This window comes from Streptomyces sp. NPDC050211 (assembly GCF_040656035.1).
Taxonomy (GTDB): domain Bacteria; phylum Actinomycetota; class Actinomycetes; order Streptomycetales; family Streptomycetaceae; genus Streptomyces.
In genome coordinates, this window is the sequence record NZ_JBFALC010000089.1 from 15,469 (window position 1) to 31,890 (window position 16,422).

Below are 16,422 nucleotides of genomic sequence, written 5' to 3' on the forward strand. Positions count from 1 at the left end.
GCGGAGTAGACGATCTGCGGCCACCGCCGACGAGCCGTGCCGCGGCCAGCTGTGGGGAGAGCATGAACGAGGGGAAGCCCACGAAGGCGAAGTGGTGGAGCCGACCTCGCCCGCAACCCCCTGCGGGCGAGGCCCAGGGCACTTCCCCGACCCAGGCCGAGGCGACATCGCCGGAGGCGGCGGCCGACGGCGACTTCGAGTCGGCCCCGCCGTCGGGGGTGAGCGGTGCTGACAGGGCCTCGGGGGGTGGGGACTTCGAGCTGGAGCGGCCTAGGCCTAAGGGGGGTCGTGGTGGTGACGAGGCTTCGGCTGGGGACGACTTCGAGTTGGGTCGGTCTCCGGGGGGTCGTGGTGGTGACGAGGCTTCGGCTGGAGGTGACTTCGAGTTGGAGCGGCCTGCGGGAGGTCGGGGTGACGCGGGCTCGCCTGAGGGGGACTTCGAGCTGCGGCTTCCTGAAGAGGCGGGCGGCGAGGACGACTTCGTGCGGGCTCAGCCGTCTGTGACGCCGGTTTCGCAGGCGGATGGGGAGTCAGAGTCGGTCACCGAGCGGCCCAAACCCCTGCATGACCCCGACCCGTACAGCACCCCTCCGTACGGCGAGCCCGGCCCCTGGGCACCCGCCCCGCCGGTCCAGCACCCGGCGACCACACCGGCCGAGGGCACACCGACGCCTGCGGCTCCGCAGGATGCGCCAACGCCTGTGCCGACGCCGATGCCAACGTCGGCGAACGGCACGCCCACGCCCACGACAACGCCGGCTCACGGCACATCAGCGCCGACCTCGCCGCCGGCCCCGGCCCCGACTCACGGATCCCCAGTTCCGCCGGTGCCAACGCCGGCCCCTGCCCCGCCTCCCGCCGCGCCGACCCCTGCCCCGCCCCCCACCGCGTCGGCCCTCACCGCACCCCCCGCCGCCCCCGCTCCGCCCACCGCCCCCTTCCCACCCCCCGCCAACCCCTGGCAGAACTACGACCCCTGGGCCCCCGTCACCGCCCCCCTCCAGCAGAACGGTGCGGCCGTACCCACCACCACCGAGCGCCGTAAGCGCACGCGTAAGGCTCTGCTCGGCGGTGCGCTGCTGCTGGCGCTGGTTTCCGGGGGCGTCGGAGGTGCCGTAGGGGCGTACCTCGAGCGGAATGGGGGCGTGGGGAGTGTGGAGTTGCCGCAGGCTGAGGAGGAGCCCACCGGGCGGCCGGTCGACAGTGTCGCGGGGATCGCCGCGCGGGCTCTGCCCAGCGTGGTCACCCTGCATGTCAGCGGCAGCGAAGCGCAGGGCACCGGCACCGGCTTCGTACTGGACGACCGTGGCCACATTCTCACCAACAACCACGTCGTGGAACCGGCCGGAACAGGCGGCGAGATCTCCGTGACGTTCCACAGCGGCGACACCGCCAAAGCCAAGGTCGTCGGCCGGGACGGCGGCTATGACCTCGCCGTCGTCAAGGTCAGCGGCGTCGCAGGCCTCAAGCCCATGACGCTCGGCAATTCCGACAACGTCCAGGTCGGCGACCCCGTCGTCGCCATCGGCGCACCCTTCGACCTGGCCGGCACGGTCACCTCCGGCATCATCAGCGCCAAGGAGCGGCCCATCACCGCGGGCGGCGAGAGCGGCGACAGCAGTGATGTGTCGTACGTCGACGCCTTGCAGACCGACGCGCCCATCAACCCCGGCAACTCCGGTGGCCCCCTCCTCGACGCCGAGGCCCGCGTCATCGGCATCAACTCCGCCATCCGCTCCGCCGGCGACAGCTCCGACCTGGACGGCGGCCAGGCCGGTTCGATAGGGCTCGGCTTCGCCATCCCCGTCAACCAGGCCAAGCGCGTCGCCGAGGAGCTGATCAACACCGGCAAGGCGACCCATCCGGTCATCGGCGTCACCCTCGACATGGAGTACGCCGGCGACGGCGCCCGCGTCGGCACGCAGGACACCGGCGGCGGCCCCGCGGTCAACGCGGGCGGCCCCGGCGACAAGGCCGGCATCAAGGCGGGCGACGTCATCACCGAGGTCGACGGCCAGCGCATCCACTCCGGCGAGGAACTGATCGTGAAGACCCGCGCCCACCGCCCCGGCGACCGTCTGGAGCTGACGCTGGAGCGCGACGGCAAGGAGATCCGGATCGCGCTGGTGCTCGGCTCATCCGACGCCGACTGAAACACTCCGAAAACCCTGATCCGCCGAGACTCACAGAAATGTCACAGTCCGGACCCGCCAAGCCGCCCATCAGCGCCCCCACAAGGCAAACAACTCCGAAAACCGCACTCCCACCCGCATTCGGAGGCCTCGGGACAGTACCGGTCGTACAGCATCGCCGGGTACCGTGGACCCGGCCCGGACCACGGACGACCACAGACCACCGAGGGCTGAGGACCGAGGGACTCGCAAGGAGCTTCAGGTGTTCAATGACATAGGACCGCTCGAGCTGATTACGCTCGTTGTCCTCGCCGTGCTCGTCTTCGGTCCGGAAAAGCTTCCGAAGGTCATTCAGGACGTCATGCGGACCGTGCGCAAGATCCGTGAGTTCTCGGAGAGCGCCAAGCAGGACATCCGCGAGGAACTCGGGCCGGAGTTCAAGGACTTCGAGTTCGAGGACCTCAACCCCAAGACGTTCATCCGCAAGCAGATGGACAACGACGAACTGGGGATCAAGGAGATCCGCAACGGCTTCGACCTGAAGAAGGAGATGGCCGAGGTCACGGACGCGGTCCACAGCCGCGACGCCGACTCCTCGTCGTCTTCGTCCTCCGCCGCGTCGTCGGGTTCGTCCGGCTCCCGCATCGACATGACGAAGAAGCCCGAGAGCCCGCGCGACGAGCGCCCGCCCTTCGACTACGACGCCACCTGAGCGTTCGTACGACGCCGCCAGAGCCGTACGACCCCGGCGCCCGCCGGCGTCGTACGTGACGCGTTTCATACTCCGACCCTGCGCCCCGGGGCCTGAAGACGGCGTCCGAGCGGCCCACGCGCCGGGCGATTTCCTGGCTGCCCCGAGCGCTGTGGATATGCTGCCGAGTTGTTGTGCGGACCGGATGACTGCGCCCGAGGGGGGCGGGCCGTCCCGGGCCGACGAGAGCAAGGGGGGCGGGCCGTACCGGCCCGACACGAGCGAGGAGGCGTCCGGGCATATGGAGACGACGAGTCGAGTCGCGCAGCCGGCAGCCGCGGAGGGTGGACAACAGGTCCCCTCTGCGCGGCGTACGGTCGACGGCTACCTGCTGGCGCCCTTCCCGTGGTACGGCCTCGACGAGGCCTTCACGGGGCCGCGCTGGCTGATGCAGGTGGGGACGGCGGCCGACGGGGCCGTGGAACACGGGTCGATCGGGCACGGTGACGAGCCCTCCGTCCGCAACGAGGCCGTTGCCGCGGCCGATGCCAAGGAGAAGTTCGCGGTCGTGGTGACGGTCGCGGCGAATCCGTCCCGGCGGAGCGCCGACGGTACGGGGCTGCTGGAGGCCACGTCGGTGTCCTCGGCGGCGTGGCTGGCGGGGGTGGGCCTGCTGTCCTTCACCTGGCCCGGGCAGATGGACCACTCCCTGCGGGACGACTGGCTGGAGCAGCAGACGGAGACGGCGTGGGCGTTGGCCGACGATCTCTCTGGGTCGGCGTGGTCGACGTTGTCCCTGCCTGTGGACGGTGTGCCTACGCCGTTCCACTACCGGGAGTCCGAGTTCGGGTGGGTGCTGGCCGGGTCCACGCCGGAAAGGGTGCATGTGGGGGCGTACGGACGGGGGATGAGTGCGTATGGGCTTGGCTTCGCCGTGATCAAGGACGTGGCCGCTTACGCGTGACGAAGGGGCGCCGTGTGTTTGCGGCGCCCCTCGCCGTAGGGCCTCAGGTTGTGTCGCGGGTGCGGGTCTGTTGTGGCTTGTCGCACCCACGCGGCGGAGCCGCATATCGATACAGCCCCGCGCCCCTGACGGGGCGTTCCCGCACCGCCACTAGAACTTGTTGCGCGGCGTGATCCCCAGCGACATGCCCGACAGGCCCCTCTGCCGTCCCCCCAGCTTCCCCGCGATCGCCCGCAGTGCGGAGCCCGCGGGGGAGTCCGGGTCGGTCAGGACGACCGGCTTGCCCTCGTCGCTGCCCTCGCGGAGGCGGACGTCGATCGGGATGGAACCCAGGACCGGGACGGACGTACCCGTCGTACGGGTCAGGCCGTCGGCGACGGCCTGACCGCCGCCCGTGCCGAAGACGTCGACCATCTCGCCGCAGTGGGGGCAGGGGAGGCCGGACATGTTCTCGACGACGCCGACGATCTTCTGGTGGGTCTGGACGGCGATGGAGCCGGCGCGCTCGGCGACCTCGGCGGCGGCCTGCTGGGGTGTGGTGACTACGAGGATCTCCGCGTTCGGCACCAGCTGGGCCACCGAGATGGCGATGTCGCCCGTGCCGGGCGGGAGGTCCATCAGCAGGACGTCCAGGTCGCCCCAGTAGACGTCCGCCAGGAACTGCTGCAGCGCCCTGTGCAGCATCGGGCCGCGCCAGACCACCGGGGCGTTGCCGGGCGTGAACATGCCGATGGAGATGACCTTCACGCCGTTGGCGGAGGGCGGCATGATCATGTTCTCGACCTGGGTGGGGCGGCCGTCGGCGCCCAGCATGCGGGGCACTGAGTGGCCGTAGATGTCGGCGTCGACGACGCCCACCTTGAGGCCGTCCGCCGCCATCGCCGCCGCGAGGTTGACGGTGACGGAGGACTTCCCGACGCCGCCCTTGCCGGAGGCGACCGCGTACACGCGGGTGAGGGAGCCGGGCTTGGCGAAGGGGACCTCGCGCTCGGCCGTGCCGCCGCGCAGGGCGGAGGCCAGCTCCTTGCGCTGTTCGTCGCTCATCACGTCGAGTTCGACGTCGACGTGGGTCACGCCTTCGACCCGCGACACCGCCTCCGTCACGCGCTGCGTGATCGTGTCGCGCATCGGACAGCCGGAAACCGTCAGGTACACGGCAACCGCGACCGCTCCGTCCGCACCGATCTGAACCGACTTGACCATCCCGAGTTCGGTGATGGGGCGGTTGATCTCGGGGTCGTTCACCGTCGACAGTGCTTCGCGCACCGCGTCTTCCGTAGCCATAGGACGATGGTACGGCGCCTCACAGCTACCCCGGAAAGCCCGTCAGCGGTCGTCTACGTCACGTCCGCGCGGCCGTTCTGCCGGGAATACGCCGTGCCCGTCCTGCCGGTCCTCCAGCTCCTTGACCAGGTCCTGCAGTTCCGAGCGGATCCAGTCCCGGGTCGCGACCTCGCCGAGGCCGATGCGCAGGGCGGCGATCTCGCGGGTCAGATACTCGGTGTCGGCGATCGACCGCTCGTTCTGCCTGCGGTCCTGTTCGAGGTTGACCCGGTCGCGGTCGTCCTGCCGGTTCTGCGCGAGCAGGATCAGCGGCGCGGCATAGCTGGCCTGCAGCGACAGCATCAGCGTCAGGAAGATGAACGGGTACTCGTCGAAGCGCAGCACGCTGGGCGCGGCCACGTTCCACAGCACCCACATGATGATGGCGAACGTCATCCAGACGAGGAACCGCCCGGTGCCGAGGAAGCGCGCGATGCGCTCGCTCAGCCGCCCGAAGGCCTCCGGGTCCCACTCCGGCAGGACCCGGCGCCGGGGCGGGGCGGGCTGGTCGAGGCGGGGGTGGCGCGGCCGGGCGGCGGCCGTCGCGCCGGCGGGCGTGCGCTCACGGGTCGCGGTCTCGCGCTCAGGCACCACTCGTCCCCACTCCCTCCTCGAGGTCGTCGAGCTCCGACTCCCGCCAGTCGTCGGGCAGCATGTGGTCGAGTACGTCGTCCACGGTCACCGCCCCGAGCAGCGACCCCGACTCGTCGACGACGGGCGCCGCGACCATGTCGTACGTCGCGAAGAACCCGGCGACGAGGGGCAGCGCCGCCTCCGGGGCGAGCGGTTGCAGGTCGTCGTCGACGAGCGAGCTGACCAGGGTGTAGGGCGGGTCGCGCAGCAGGCGCTGGAAGTGGACCGTGCCGAGGTACTTGCCGGTCGGGGTCTCGTCGGGCGGGCGGCAGACGTAGACCTGGGCGGCGAGTGCGGGGGACAGGTCGGGGTTGCGGACACGGGCGAGGGCGTCGGCGACGGTGGAGTCGGGACGGAGGATGATCGGCTCGGTGGTCATCAGGCCGCCCGCCGTGCGCTCCTCGTACGCCATCAGGCGCCGGACGTCGGCCGCTTCGGCGGGCTGCATCAGGCCCAGCAGCCGTTCCTTCTCCTCCTCCGGCAGTTCGCCCAGCAGGTCGGCCGCGTCATCCGGGTCCATGGCCTCCAGGACGTCCGCCGCGCGCTCCTCCTTCAGCTTGCCGAGGATCTCGATCTGGTCGTCCTCGGGGAGTTCTTCGAGTACGTCGGCGAGGCGGTCGTCGTCGAGGGCGGCGGCGACCTCCGCGCGCCGTTTGGGGGAGAGGTGGTGGAGCACATTGGCGAGGTCGGCGGGGCGCAGCTGCTCGAAGGTGGCGAGGAGGCTCTCGGCGCCCTGTCCGTGCTCCTCCAGGGAGAATCCGGTGACGTGGGACCACTCGACGGTCAGCGTCTCGCCCTTGGCCCGCCGGAAGGCGCCGCCCTTCCTGCCCTTGCGCACGAACACCCGGTCGATCTCCCAGTCCCGACGCGCCGGCAACTGCTGCACCGACACATCGAGCACCGTGACTTCCTCGCCGCTCTCCGTCAGCGTCACGCGCCGGTCGAGCAACTCACCGAAGACCAGCCGCTCGGTGGGCCGCTGCTCGAAGCGCCGGACGTTGAGCACACCGGTGGTGATGACCTGGCCGGACTCGATGCCGGTCACCCGGGTCATGGGCAGGAAGATCCGGCGGCGGGTGGCGAGTTCGACGACCAGTCCGAGCACCCGGGGCGGACGCCGCCCGACACGCAGCACGACGACGAGATCGCGTACCCGCCCGACCTGATCACCGGCCGGATCGAAGACGGCGACGCCGGAGAGGTGCGAGACGAAGATCCGGGGGGCGCCGGCTGCCATGGCTGCGCCTCCTTCTCGTACGGGTTGCTGCATCTGTTCCGAAGTGTCGTACAGGTTGCTCACACATGTTCTGAATTGCCCGCTCGAACGGCCTTCAGGCTAGCCCGTCCCGATCGGGTCCGCCCTGGTGAGCGGTCCGGACGGACTGGCTCCGCCGGCCCCGCCCGGCCCCGGTACTCTGCGGTACGCCGCTGAAGGAACCCTCGTCAGAAAGGCAGCTCCACCTGTGACTGCGATTCCCCAGGGCCGTATCCGCAGGGCCACGCTGGTGGGCGCGATGTGCGCCCTGGCCGTGACGGGCACGGCGGCACTGACGGGATGCAGCGAGGACCCCGACGCGGGCACGAACGGGGTCGGCAAGCTGCCGGCCGACAAGATCCAGAGCAGGACCCGCACGGCCGCCGAGTCCGCCACCGCGGTGCACCTCTCCGGAACCGTGGTCACCAGCGGGCGCACTTACAAACTCGACATGCGTCTGAAGTCCGACGGCGGCTCGGGCGAGGTCACCGCCGAGGGGACGACGTTCCGTCTACTGCGGATCGGTGAGCAGCTGTTCCTGAAGGCGGACGCGGAGTTCTGGCATCCCGAGCATGCCAAGGGCGGCGCATCCGACGACACCGACACGGCCGCCGCCGACAAGCTCGAGGGCAAGTATGTGAAGGTGCCGCAGGGTGACCCCTCGTACAAGAAGTTCAGCGGCTTCACCGACAAGGACGTCCTCCTCGACGGCCTGCTGACCCTGCACGGCACCCTGGAGACCGACGGCCACCACGAGGAGTCCGGCACCCGCACCATCCGCATCGCCGGCGACAAGGGCTCCGGCGGCACGCTCGACGTCTCCCTGGAGGGCCGGCCGTATCCCCTCCGCCTGGTCCGCGCGGGCAGCGCCGGCACGCTGCTCTTCACGGAATGGGGCAAGGACTTCAAGATCGAGGAACCGAAGCAGGACGAGACGGTGGACTACGGCAAGGCGCTGCCGACGTCCTGACCCCGCCTACGTCTTCTTCTGCTTCTTCCGCTTCTTCATGAGCAGACGCGGCAGGCCCGCTGGCATCGGCTGACGCGTGGTCGCCGACGTCGGCAGCGGCGGCGCCGCCTGGTTGTCGTCCGGCAGCGACGCCGTCGTCCCCGCCGGCTCCAGTCGCACCACACGACACTCCCGAGCCCACCGCTGAGGCATCGCCTCTCCATCGGGCGCGTTCAGCCGCTTGCCCTTGAGCTCCGCGACCGTGGCGTCCCACTGCTCGGACCCTGGCGACAGCTCGACCACCTTCGCCGTCCAGGAGACCAGCCGACCGCCCTTGTCCTTGCTGCGGACGGTCACTTCGGCCGCGGCCCCGTCGGCCAGCCCCGGCAACGGCTGCTCACCCGGCCCGTCGCCGATCAGACACGCCGCACCCTCATGCCACACATGCCACAGCGCACGAACCGGCCCCCCGGGCCCCTTGACCCAGACGAGCCCGGACTTCTTGGTGGCCTCCTCGACGAGGGCCTGATCGAGCAGCTCACGTGTCATGAGCCCAGCCTAGGCCCCGCCGCTCACAGCCAGCCGTTGCGCTTCAGGGTGCGGTGGATGCCGAAGCAGATGGCGACGGTGATGGTCAGGACCATCGGGTAGCCGAACTTCCAGCGGAGCTCGGGCATGTAGTCGAAGTTCATGCCGTACACACCACACACCATCGTCGGTACGGCGATGATGGCCGCCCAGGACGTGATTTTGCGCATGTCCTCGTTCTGCGCGACGGACGCCTGCGCGAGGTTGGCCTGGAGGATGGAGTTGAGCAGCTCGTCGAAGCCGACGACCTGCTCCTGCACCCGGGCCAGGTGGTCGGCGACGTCGCGGAAGTACTTCTGGATGTCGGGGTCGATCAGCCGCATCGGCCGCTCGGAGAGCAGCAGCATGGGACGCAGCAGCGGAGCGACGGCCCGCTTGAACTCCAGTACCTCACGCTTGAGTTGGTAGATCCGCCCGGCGTCCGTGCCGCGCGGGCTGCCCTTGCGTCCCGGCGAGAAGACCTCGGTCTCGACCTCGTCGATGTCGTCCTGCACGGCGTCGGCGACCGCGACATACCCGTCCACGACATGGTCGGCGATTGCGTGCAGCACCGCCGAGGGGCCCTTGGCGAGCAGCTCGGGGTCGTCCTGCAGCCGGTGCCTGAGCGCCCGAAGCGAGCCCTGCCCACCGTGCCGGACGGTGATGAAGAAGTCCCGTCCGGTGAAGCACATGACCTCGCCGGTCTCCACGATCTCGCTGTTGGCGGTGAGTTGGTCGTGCTCGATGTAGTGGATGGTCTTGAAGACGGTGAACAGGGAGTCGTCGTAGCGCTCCAGCTTGGGCCGCTGATGGGCCTGGACGGCGTCCTCGACGGCCAGCGGGTGCAGCCCGAACTCGCTTGCGATACCGGAGAATTCGGCTTCGGTGGGCTCGTGCAGCCCGATCCAGACGAACCCCCCGTCGCGCCGCACCTGGCGCATCGCCTCGTGCGGGGTGAGCGGCGTCGGGGTCTGGAGACGGGCGCCGTCGCGGTAGATGGCGCAGTCGACCACGGCCGAGGGCGTCGACGGGTCGCGCGTCGTGTCGTACCCGGCGGTGTCCTTGCGGAGCGACGGACGGGACGGACGGACGGCGGCACGCAGGTCGCGGATCATCGACATGGCAGGCTCCTTCGCGGTCAGGCAGCGAAAGGCTCCGACGAGGGGTGGAACTACCCGGAATGGGGACGTCCTGACTTCACATGTTTGGCACGTCCACAAAGCGGGGAGCACCGCACCATCGCGGTGGTGAGCTTCGCTACTGATTCAGCTACTGCTGCGGGACAGACAGATCAGGCAATACGAAACGAAGGCTCTTCCGCGGTGAAGAACGTGCGAGAGGTGGCGGCCGGCTAGAGAAGCAGAGCGGCTACGTCAGCGGCGGGAAGAGCGGGTGCTACTGCACGGTCGACTTCGATCCATTGCAGCCCCACCTCCTCCGGCCGGTCCCTCGTAAGGGAGTGTCGTCGGCGTCGGGACTCGATCGCGACGCCGCAGCGTGCTGCCCCGAACCACGGGCAAGAGTATCAGCCGACTGAAGTGTCAAGGTGCTCGTTTGCCCGGTCCTGACGAGTTCTATGCTCACCGCATGGTTGATGTTCTTCCTCTGGTCGAGGCCCGGTTGCGCACCGCGCTGGGCGAACCGGACGCACGCGCCGCGGTCACCTTCCTCGGTACCGACCGCATCGAGGTGCTGCGTTTCCAGCAGGACGACATCGTCCGTTACGCCACGCTGGGCATGGCCGCGCACCCCATGACGGACCCCACCGCGGTCGTCGCCGACCCGGTCAAGGGCCCCCGCGCCGAGCTGGTCCTCTCCGTACGATCCGGGCTCGCCGACACCGACAAGGTGCTCCGCCCGCTCGCCGTCCTCGCCGCCTCTCCCCAGGTGGAGGGTCTGATCGTGGCTCCCGGTGCGTCCCTGGACGTCGGCGATCCCCTCTGGCCCGGCGCCCCCTTCACCTCGGTGCTGGTCGCCGAGCCGGGCGGCCTGGTCGAGGATCTGGACCTCGACGAGCCGATGGACCCCGTTCAGTTCCTGCCGCTGCTCCCCATGACGCCGAACGAGGCCGCCTGGAAGCGCGTGCACGGAGCCCAGGCCCTCCAGGAGCGCTGGCTGACGAGCGGGACGGACCTGCGGGATCCGTCCCGCAGGTCCGTCCCGCTGGACTGACCGCCCGAGTGACTCATCTCACCAACCGGTCGCCGCAATGGGTCAGTTGGCGAACGCCGTGAGGTTGCCCTTCGTGACACGTGAACATTAGCTCTGCTAATTAATGTGGGTTACATATGGTTACGCCTGGTCAGGCGTTCCGGCCGGACGGGTGATCGTCCTTGACGTGGCGCAGTAGGGGTAGGACCGTGGGGCCCTATGAGGGGCGAACCCAGTTGCCCGAAGTGTGGTGGCCGGGTCAGGGCTCCCGGACTCTTCGCCGATTCCTGGCAGTGCGATGTGCACGGCACCGTGCATCCGCTGCAGCCCGTGATCCCGCCCAGCGTCGAGGCCCTCAGTGTGGTGGTGCACCGCACGCACGTACCCGTGTGGATGCCGTGGCCGCTTCCGGTCGGCTGGCTGTTCACCGGTGTGGGCTGCGCGGGCGACGACCGCAGTGGGGGGCGTGCGACGGCCGTGGCGTGCTCGGGGCCGGGGCCGCTCGGCGGTATGGGTGAGCTGATTCTGGTCGCCGAGGAGCTCGGTGTCGGGCTCGGTGCGCGGTATGCGGGGATCGACGGGCCCGACCCGGGGCCGTACATGAACGTCGAGAAGCCGCCGCAGGCGAAGGTGCTGGCCGCGGGGCGGCCTACGCCGCTGTGGCATGTTGCCGGGTCGCCCGACGACCGTGCGGTCTTTGCCGGTGAGGCGCGGGGGCTGTGGCTGTGGGCGGTGGTGTGGCCCGAGCAGTCGGGGCTGCTGATGTATGACGAGCTGGTGCTTACGGATTTGCGGGATGCGGGGGCTGAGGTGGACTTGGTTCCCTGCGGGGCGTTGTCGCCGCGCTTGCTTGAGCCGTAGGGCGCCTAAGAGCTCGGGTGGCTCGCGTTGTCGTGCGGGTGCTCGTCCGCTGTGGCTGATCGCGCAGTTCCCCGCGCCCCTAAGTCAGTTTCACAGCCGTTATTCTGAAGCGTCCCCTTCGCACCATCACCCGCTGGAGTTCGCGTCTTGCGAATAGATCTGCACACCCACTCCACGGCTTCCGATGGCACGGATACCCCCGCTGAGCTGGTGCGGAATGCTGCCGCTGCTGGGCTGGACGTTGTTGCGCTCACCGATCACGACACCACTCGTGGGTATGCCGAGGCGATCGGCGCGTTGCCGGAGGGGCTGACGCTTGTCACCGGGGCTGAGCTGTCCTGTCGTATCGACGGGGTGAGCATGCACATGTTGGCCTATCTGTTCGATCCCGAGGAGCCGGCGCTGCTGGCCGAGCGTGAGCTGGTGCGGGACGATCGGGTGCCGCGGGCCAAGGGCATGATCGTGAAGCTGAACGAGCTGGGCGTGCCGGTGACGTGGGAGCAGGTCGAGCGGATCGCCGGTGGCGGGTCCGTGGGGCGGCCGCATGTGGCTTCCGCGCTGGTGGAGCTGGGCGTCGTACCGACTGTGGGGGACGCCTTCACGCAGGACTGGCTGGCGGACGGCGGGCGGGCGTTCGTCGAGAAGCACGAGACCGACCCCTTCGAGGCGATCCGGCTGATCAAGGCGGCGGGCGGGGTCGCGGTGTTCGCGCATCCGGCGGCCAGCAAGCGGGGGCGCACTGTGCCGGAGTCCGCGATCGCCGAGATGGCCGCCGCGGGGCTCGACGGTCTCGAGGTCGACCACATGGATCACGACCCGGAGACGCGTGAGCGGCTGCGGGGGCTGGGGAAGGAGCTGGGGCTGCTGACCACCGGTTCCAGTGACTACCACGGCAGCCGGAAGACGGTTCTGCTCGGCGAGTACACGACGGATCCCGAGGTGTACGGGGAGATCACGCGGCGGGCGACCGGGGCGTTCCCGGTGCCGGGGGCCGGTGGAGCGGGCTGAGGCTCCACGCACGCTCACCCGTCACTCTCTCTCGCAAGGCTCACCCATGTTCGACGTCGCTGTCTTCGGCTCTCTCTTCCTCACCCTATTCGTCATCATGGATCCCCCTGGGATCACCCCGATCTTCCTGGCGCTGACCTCCGGCCGTCCGGCGAAGGTGCAGAAGCGGATGGCCTTTCAGGCCGTCTGTGTCGCCGGTGGTGTGATCGCCGTGTTCGGGCTGCTGGGGCATCAGATCCTCGACTATCTGCATGTGTCCGTCCCCGCGCTGATGATCGCGGGCGGGCTGCTGCTTCTGCTGATCGCGCTCGACCTGCTCACCGGCAAGACGGACGAGCCGAAGCAGACCAAGGACGTGAACGTGGCGCTCGTACCGCTGGGCATGCCGCTGCTCGCCGGGCCCGGTGCGATCGTCTCCGTCATCCTCGCCGTGCAGAAGGCCGACAGTGTCGCCACGCAGGTGTCGGTGTGGATGGCGATCCTGGCCATCCATGTCGTGCTGTGGCTGGTGATGCGGTACTCGCTGCTGATCATCCGGGTCATCAAGGACGGCGGCGTGGTCCTGGTGACGCGGCTCGCGGGCATGATGCTGTCCGCGATCGCCGTGCAGCAGATCATCAACGGGGTCACCCTGGTGATCCAGGGGAGCTGAAGACCGCGCAAGCGCAGAGCCCCCGCCCGGCATCGGTGCCGAGGGCGGGGGCTCTGAAGCTTCTGCGGTGATCCGCGTCTGTTACGAGGCCGTGGTGTCGGCCGGACGGATCCACAGCCGCTGGCCTATGGCGGCGGCCTGCTGAACGATCCGGTTGACGGAGGCGGCGTCCACAACGGTGGTGTCCACGGGCGTGCCGTCGACGTCGTCGAGTCGCATGATCTCGAAGCGCATGGCTTCTCCCTTCGTCTGGTCATCCTCCTGAGGAGAATTGCTGTACGTCTTTAGTCAACGAGCTGCGTGTTACAAACATTCCCTACGCTAAAGAAATTTTTCGAACGGCTAACTACTGCCGGGTATAGGAGACTTCGGAGACCCTTTGGGACCGGTTGTGTTCACAGCGTGACCGCCGGGACAATGGAGGCGATGAACGACGACCCCGCGGCGCTCGGCGCCCGTATCGACCGCACCAATGAGCTGCTCCAGCGCATGCTCGCCGAGGTGGCGAAGACGCCATCGACCCATGCGATCTTCGTCGACGCCGGGTATCTGTATGCGGCCGCGGGCCGGCTCGTCGCCGGGACCGAGGACCGGCGCGCCTTCGACCTCGACGCCGAGGGACTGATCGACGCGCTCATCGACAAGGCTCGCACGATCTTCGCGGACAGCCGGCTGCTGCGGGTCTACTGGTACGACGGCGCCCGGCGCCGTATCCACACCGCCGAGCAGCAGTCCATCGCCGAACTCCCGGACGTCAAGGTGCGGTTGGGAAATCTGAACGCCAACAACCAGCAGAAGGGCGTCGATTCCCTCATCCGCTCCGACCTCGAGTCACTCGCCCGGCACCGCGCGATCAGCGACGCGGCCCTGCTCGGCGGCGACGAGGACCTGGTGTCGGCCGTGGAGGCGGCGCAGGGGTACGGCGCGCGGGTGCACCTGTGGGGCATCGAGGCACCGGAGGGCCGTAACCAGGCGGAGCCGCTGCTCTGGGAGGTCGACAGCCAGCGCACCTTCGACCTCGACTTCTTCAAGCCGTACGTCGCCCGGCGCACTGCCGCCGCCTACGACCTCACGGGGACCCGGCCCACCCGCGAGGACGTGCGCTTCGTCGGCGCGCAGATCGCCGCGAAGTGGCTGGCGGCGCGCGGTAGGGAGTCGCTGGTGGAACTGCTGCCCGGGCATCCTTATCTGCCGGGGTCGGTGGACCAGGACCTGCTGGTGGAGGCGGAGGGGCTTCTCCAGTACTCGCTGCGCGGCCAGGCGGATCTCCGGCGGGCGCTGCGCGACGGCTTCTGGGAGCACCTGCAGACGCTGTACTAGTTAGTTGAGGTCCTGGCCGGCGTCGTCCCAGAAGTCCGCGAGGGCGTGGGCCGTGGGGAGCGGCTGGTCCATGTTGGGCGAGTGCTCCGCGCCGGCCACGACCGAGCGGCGCGCGTTCAGCCGTACGGCCATGTCGTCGAGGAGCGTCACCGGCCACGCGTCGTCGCGGGAACCCGACAGCACGTGGAACGGGAGCGGGACGGCGGCGAGTTCGGCGACTCGGTCCGGCTCGGTGCACAGCTGGCGGCCCGTCGCGATGAGCTGGGCGGGCTTGGTGCCCAGCCAGCGGCGCTGAAGCTGGCCCAGGTCGCCGATTCCGCGGGCAGGGCCGCCGACCTCCTCCGGAGGGCCCATGGCCAGGATCGCTTCCCACACCTCGGGCATCGTCAGCACCGCGAGCGTGTCGTGCAGCAGCTTGATGCGCTGCTTCTGGGAGTCGGAGACCTCGGCGGGACCCGAGGCCATCAGGGTGAGTGAGCGGAAGGGCGAGTGGTCGAGGAGGACGGCGGCGCGGGCGATCAGGCCGCCGAGGGAGTGCCCGAGGAGATGCAGGGGCGTGCCGAGCGCCGCGGCCTGTGCGAGCACGTCCTTCGCCAACTCGTCCCGCGTGTACGCCGATTCATCGTGCTCCGGGCCGTCGGACTCGTGCTGTCCGCGCCCGTCTACGGCCACGATCCGGTAGCCGCGCGCGTTCAGCGGCTCGTGCAGCAGCGTGAAGTCCTCCTTGCTGCCCGTGAAGCCGGGGACCATCAGCACGACGCCCCTCGGCTCGACGCCGGACGGCACCGGCGAGTCGAAGGCGGCGAAGTCGCCACGAGCCGTGTGCAGACGGCGGAGGCGGGCGCCGGGCGGCGGGGGAACGGGCGCTGAGCTGGTCACGAGGTGAGGCTATCGGGTGGGGCGGCGACGCCGGTGTCCGGTTCCCGGCCGTTGTGGGACGGCGGGTGCGGTGCGGAGGAACGCCGATGGCCCGGCCCACGCGAGGTGGGACCGGGCCATCAGGGTGCGCTATCAGCCCTCCGCGGGCTCCGCGGCGGCCGTGGCCTTACGCGCGCGGCGCGGCTTCGGCTCCGTGGTCTCCGGCGCCTCGGTGGCCGCCGTGGCCTTGCGGGTACGGCGGCGCGGAGCGGCAGCCTCCGGCTCCTGCGTGGCCTGCGCCGGAATCTCCGCCGTCTCGAGGGTGGCGGCGGCCTTGCGGGTACGGCGCGGCTTGGCCTCCGTACCCTCGGCCGTGTCGACCGCTGCTTCCGCGGCAGCCGCGGTCTTGCGGGTGCGGCGGACCTTGGGCTCCGTGGCTTCCGGCGCCTCGGTGGTGGCGGTGGCCTTGCGGGTACGGCGCGGCTTGGCCTCCGTACCTTCGGCCGTGTCGACCGCTGCTTCGGCGGCAGCCGCCGCGGTCTTGCGGGTGCGGCGGACCTTGGGCTTGGCCTCCTCCGTGCCGTCGGCGGTGTCGACCGCGGTCTCGGCCGCCGTCTTCCGCGTGCGGCGCGGCTTAGCCTCGGTGGCCTCCGGGGCCTCGGTGGTGGCGGCAGCCTTGCGCGTACGGCGCGGCTTGGTCTCCGTGGCTTCGGCCGTGTCGGTCGTCACCTCGGCGGCGGCCGTCTTCTTGCGGGTGCGGCGGGGCTTGGTCTCCGCGCCCTCCGCCGTGTCGACCGCGGTCTCCGCGGCGGCCGTGGCCTTGCGGGTGCGGCGGCGCGGGGCGGGAGCGTCGGTCTCGGGGGCCTCGGCGGCCGCCGGAGTCTCCGACACCTGCACGGCGGACGCGGCCTGCGTGTCCTCGGTGGCCGTCACCGGCTCCGTCGACTTGCGCGTACGGCGGCGGCGCGGCTTGCGATCTCAACGCAGGAGCGACGTGACGGGCCAGTCTGATGACCGATGGGAGTAGAAGGCGCTGGGCGGGGGATCGAGATAGGCGG

The 16,422-nt window shown here is 70.0% G+C and carries 16 protein-coding genes and 1 pseudogene; 9 read left to right on the forward strand and 8 right to left on the reverse strand.

Annotation, left to right across the window (positions count from 1 at the left end; all coding sequences use genetic code 11):
• Window positions 1–62: 62 nt before the first annotated feature.
• The 3 genes from AB0I98_RS44745 (at window position 63) to AB0I98_RS44755 (ending at window position 3,787) form a co-directional block, all read left to right on the forward strand.
• The gene (locus AB0I98_RS44745) at window positions 63–2,153 is read left to right on the forward strand and encodes a trypsin-like peptidase domain-containing protein (RefSeq protein ID WP_362951830.1); all 2,091 of its coding nucleotides are present in this window, start codon (window positions 63–65) and stop codon (window positions 2,151–2,153) included.
• A 241-nt stretch (window positions 2,154–2,394) separates the two neighbouring features.
• Window positions 2,395–2,844: a sec-independent translocase gene (locus AB0I98_RS44750; RefSeq protein ID WP_362951831.1), complete on the forward strand. Its 450-nt coding sequence runs from the start codon at window positions 2,395–2,397 to the stop codon at window positions 2,842–2,844.
• 280 nt (window positions 2,845–3,124) lie between these two features.
• Entirely contained in the window at window positions 3,125–3,787 is a 663-nt protein-coding gene (locus tag AB0I98_RS44755) for a hypothetical protein (RefSeq protein WP_362951843.1), read from the forward strand.
• 150 nt (window positions 3,788–3,937) lie between these two features.
• Here AB0I98_RS44755 and AB0I98_RS44760 read toward each other — a convergent pair whose 3' ends face one another.
• Genes AB0I98_RS44760 through AB0I98_RS44770 form a run of 3 tightly spaced genes read right to left on the reverse strand, consistent with a single transcriptional unit; the run spans window position 3,938 to window position 6,980 of the window.
• The gene (locus AB0I98_RS44760) at window positions 3,938–5,071 is read right to left on the reverse strand and encodes an Mrp/NBP35 family ATP-binding protein (RefSeq protein WP_362951832.1); all 1,134 of its coding nucleotides are present in this window, start codon (window positions 5,069–5,071) and stop codon (window positions 3,938–3,940) included.
• Window positions 5,072–5,113: 42 nt separating this feature from the next.
• On the reverse strand, window positions 5,114–5,704 hold the full coding sequence (locus AB0I98_RS44765; RefSeq protein ID WP_362951833.1) for a DUF1003 domain-containing protein: 591 nt from the start codon (window positions 5,702–5,704) through the stop codon (window positions 5,114–5,116).
• Window positions 5,694–6,980 carry a CBS domain-containing protein gene (locus AB0I98_RS44770; RefSeq protein ID WP_362951834.1) on the reverse strand — a complete coding sequence of 429 codons (1,287 nt, stop codon included), beginning with the start codon at window positions 6,978–6,980 and terminating at the stop codon, window positions 5,694–5,696. Before AB0I98_RS44770 ends, AB0I98_RS44765 begins: the two co-directional genes overlap by 11 nt.
• A gap of 226 nt (window positions 6,981–7,206) precedes the next feature.
• On the opposite strand from AB0I98_RS44770, the gene AB0I98_RS44775 reads away from it, so the two are divergent.
• Complete coding sequence (locus tag AB0I98_RS44775; protein WP_362951835.1) at window positions 7,207–7,968, forward strand: hypothetical protein; 762 nt, start codon at window positions 7,207–7,209, stop codon at window positions 7,966–7,968.
• A gap of 6 nt (window positions 7,969–7,974) precedes the next feature.
• On the opposite strand, the gene AB0I98_RS44780 is transcribed toward AB0I98_RS44775, so the two are convergent.
• Together AB0I98_RS44780 and AB0I98_RS44785 are read right to left on the reverse strand one after the other, a co-directional pair.
• On the reverse strand, window positions 7,975–8,496 hold the full coding sequence (locus AB0I98_RS44780; RefSeq protein ID WP_362951836.1) for a hypothetical protein: 522 nt from the start codon (window positions 8,494–8,496) through the stop codon (window positions 7,975–7,977).
• 23 nt (window positions 8,497–8,519) lie between these two features.
• Window positions 8,520–9,635 carry a magnesium and cobalt transport protein CorA gene (locus AB0I98_RS44785; RefSeq protein WP_362951837.1) on the reverse strand — a complete coding sequence of 372 codons (1,116 nt, stop codon included), beginning with the start codon at window positions 9,633–9,635 and terminating at the stop codon, window positions 8,520–8,522.
• 466 nt (window positions 9,636–10,101) lie between these two features.
• Between AB0I98_RS44785 and AB0I98_RS44790 the strand changes: the two genes are divergently transcribed.
• From AB0I98_RS44790 to AB0I98_RS44805, 4 genes are all read left to right on the forward strand, one after another.
• On the forward strand, window positions 10,102–10,686 hold the full coding sequence (locus AB0I98_RS44790) for a suppressor of fused domain protein (protein ID WP_362951838.1): 585 nt from the start codon (window positions 10,102–10,104) through the stop codon (window positions 10,684–10,686).
• A gap of 198 nt (window positions 10,687–10,884) precedes the next feature.
• Complete coding sequence (locus AB0I98_RS44795) at window positions 10,885–11,526, forward strand: DUF6758 family protein (RefSeq protein ID WP_362951839.1); 642 nt, start codon at window positions 10,885–10,887, stop codon at window positions 11,524–11,526.
• A 147-nt stretch (window positions 11,527–11,673) separates the two neighbouring features.
• Window positions 11,674–12,534, forward strand: coding sequence for a PHP domain-containing protein (locus AB0I98_RS44800; protein ID WP_362951840.1), 861 nt, complete (start codon window positions 11,674–11,676; stop codon window positions 12,532–12,534).
• Between the two features lie 46 nt (window positions 12,535–12,580).
• Window positions 12,581–13,186, forward strand: coding sequence for a MarC family protein (locus AB0I98_RS44805; RefSeq protein WP_210577222.1), 606 nt, complete (start codon window positions 12,581–12,583; stop codon window positions 13,184–13,186).
• Between the two features lie 81 nt (window positions 13,187–13,267).
• On the opposite strand, the gene AB0I98_RS44810 is transcribed toward AB0I98_RS44805, so the two are convergent.
• Window positions 13,268–13,420: a hypothetical protein gene (locus AB0I98_RS44810; protein WP_155060754.1), complete on the reverse strand. Its 153-nt coding sequence runs from the start codon at window positions 13,418–13,420 to the stop codon at window positions 13,268–13,270.
• 192 nt (window positions 13,421–13,612) lie between these two features.
• On the opposite strand from AB0I98_RS44810, the gene AB0I98_RS44815 reads away from it, so the two are divergent.
• Complete coding sequence (locus AB0I98_RS44815) at window positions 13,613–14,506, forward strand: NYN domain-containing protein (protein WP_362951841.1); 894 nt, start codon at window positions 13,613–13,615, stop codon at window positions 14,504–14,506.
• On the opposite strand, the gene AB0I98_RS44820 is transcribed toward AB0I98_RS44815, so the two are convergent.
• Together AB0I98_RS44820 and AB0I98_RS44825 are read right to left on the reverse strand one after the other, a co-directional pair.
• Window positions 14,507–15,385 carry an alpha/beta hydrolase gene (locus tag AB0I98_RS44820; RefSeq protein ID WP_362951842.1) on the reverse strand — a complete coding sequence of 293 codons (879 nt, stop codon included), beginning with the start codon at window positions 15,383–15,385 and terminating at the stop codon, window positions 14,507–14,509.
• Window positions 15,386–15,517: 132 nt separating this feature from the next.
• Window positions 15,518–16,336: pseudogene (locus AB0I98_RS44825) on the reverse strand (DEAD/DEAH box helicase); the annotation flags it as partial.
• Window positions 16,337–16,422: the final 86 nt, after the last annotated feature.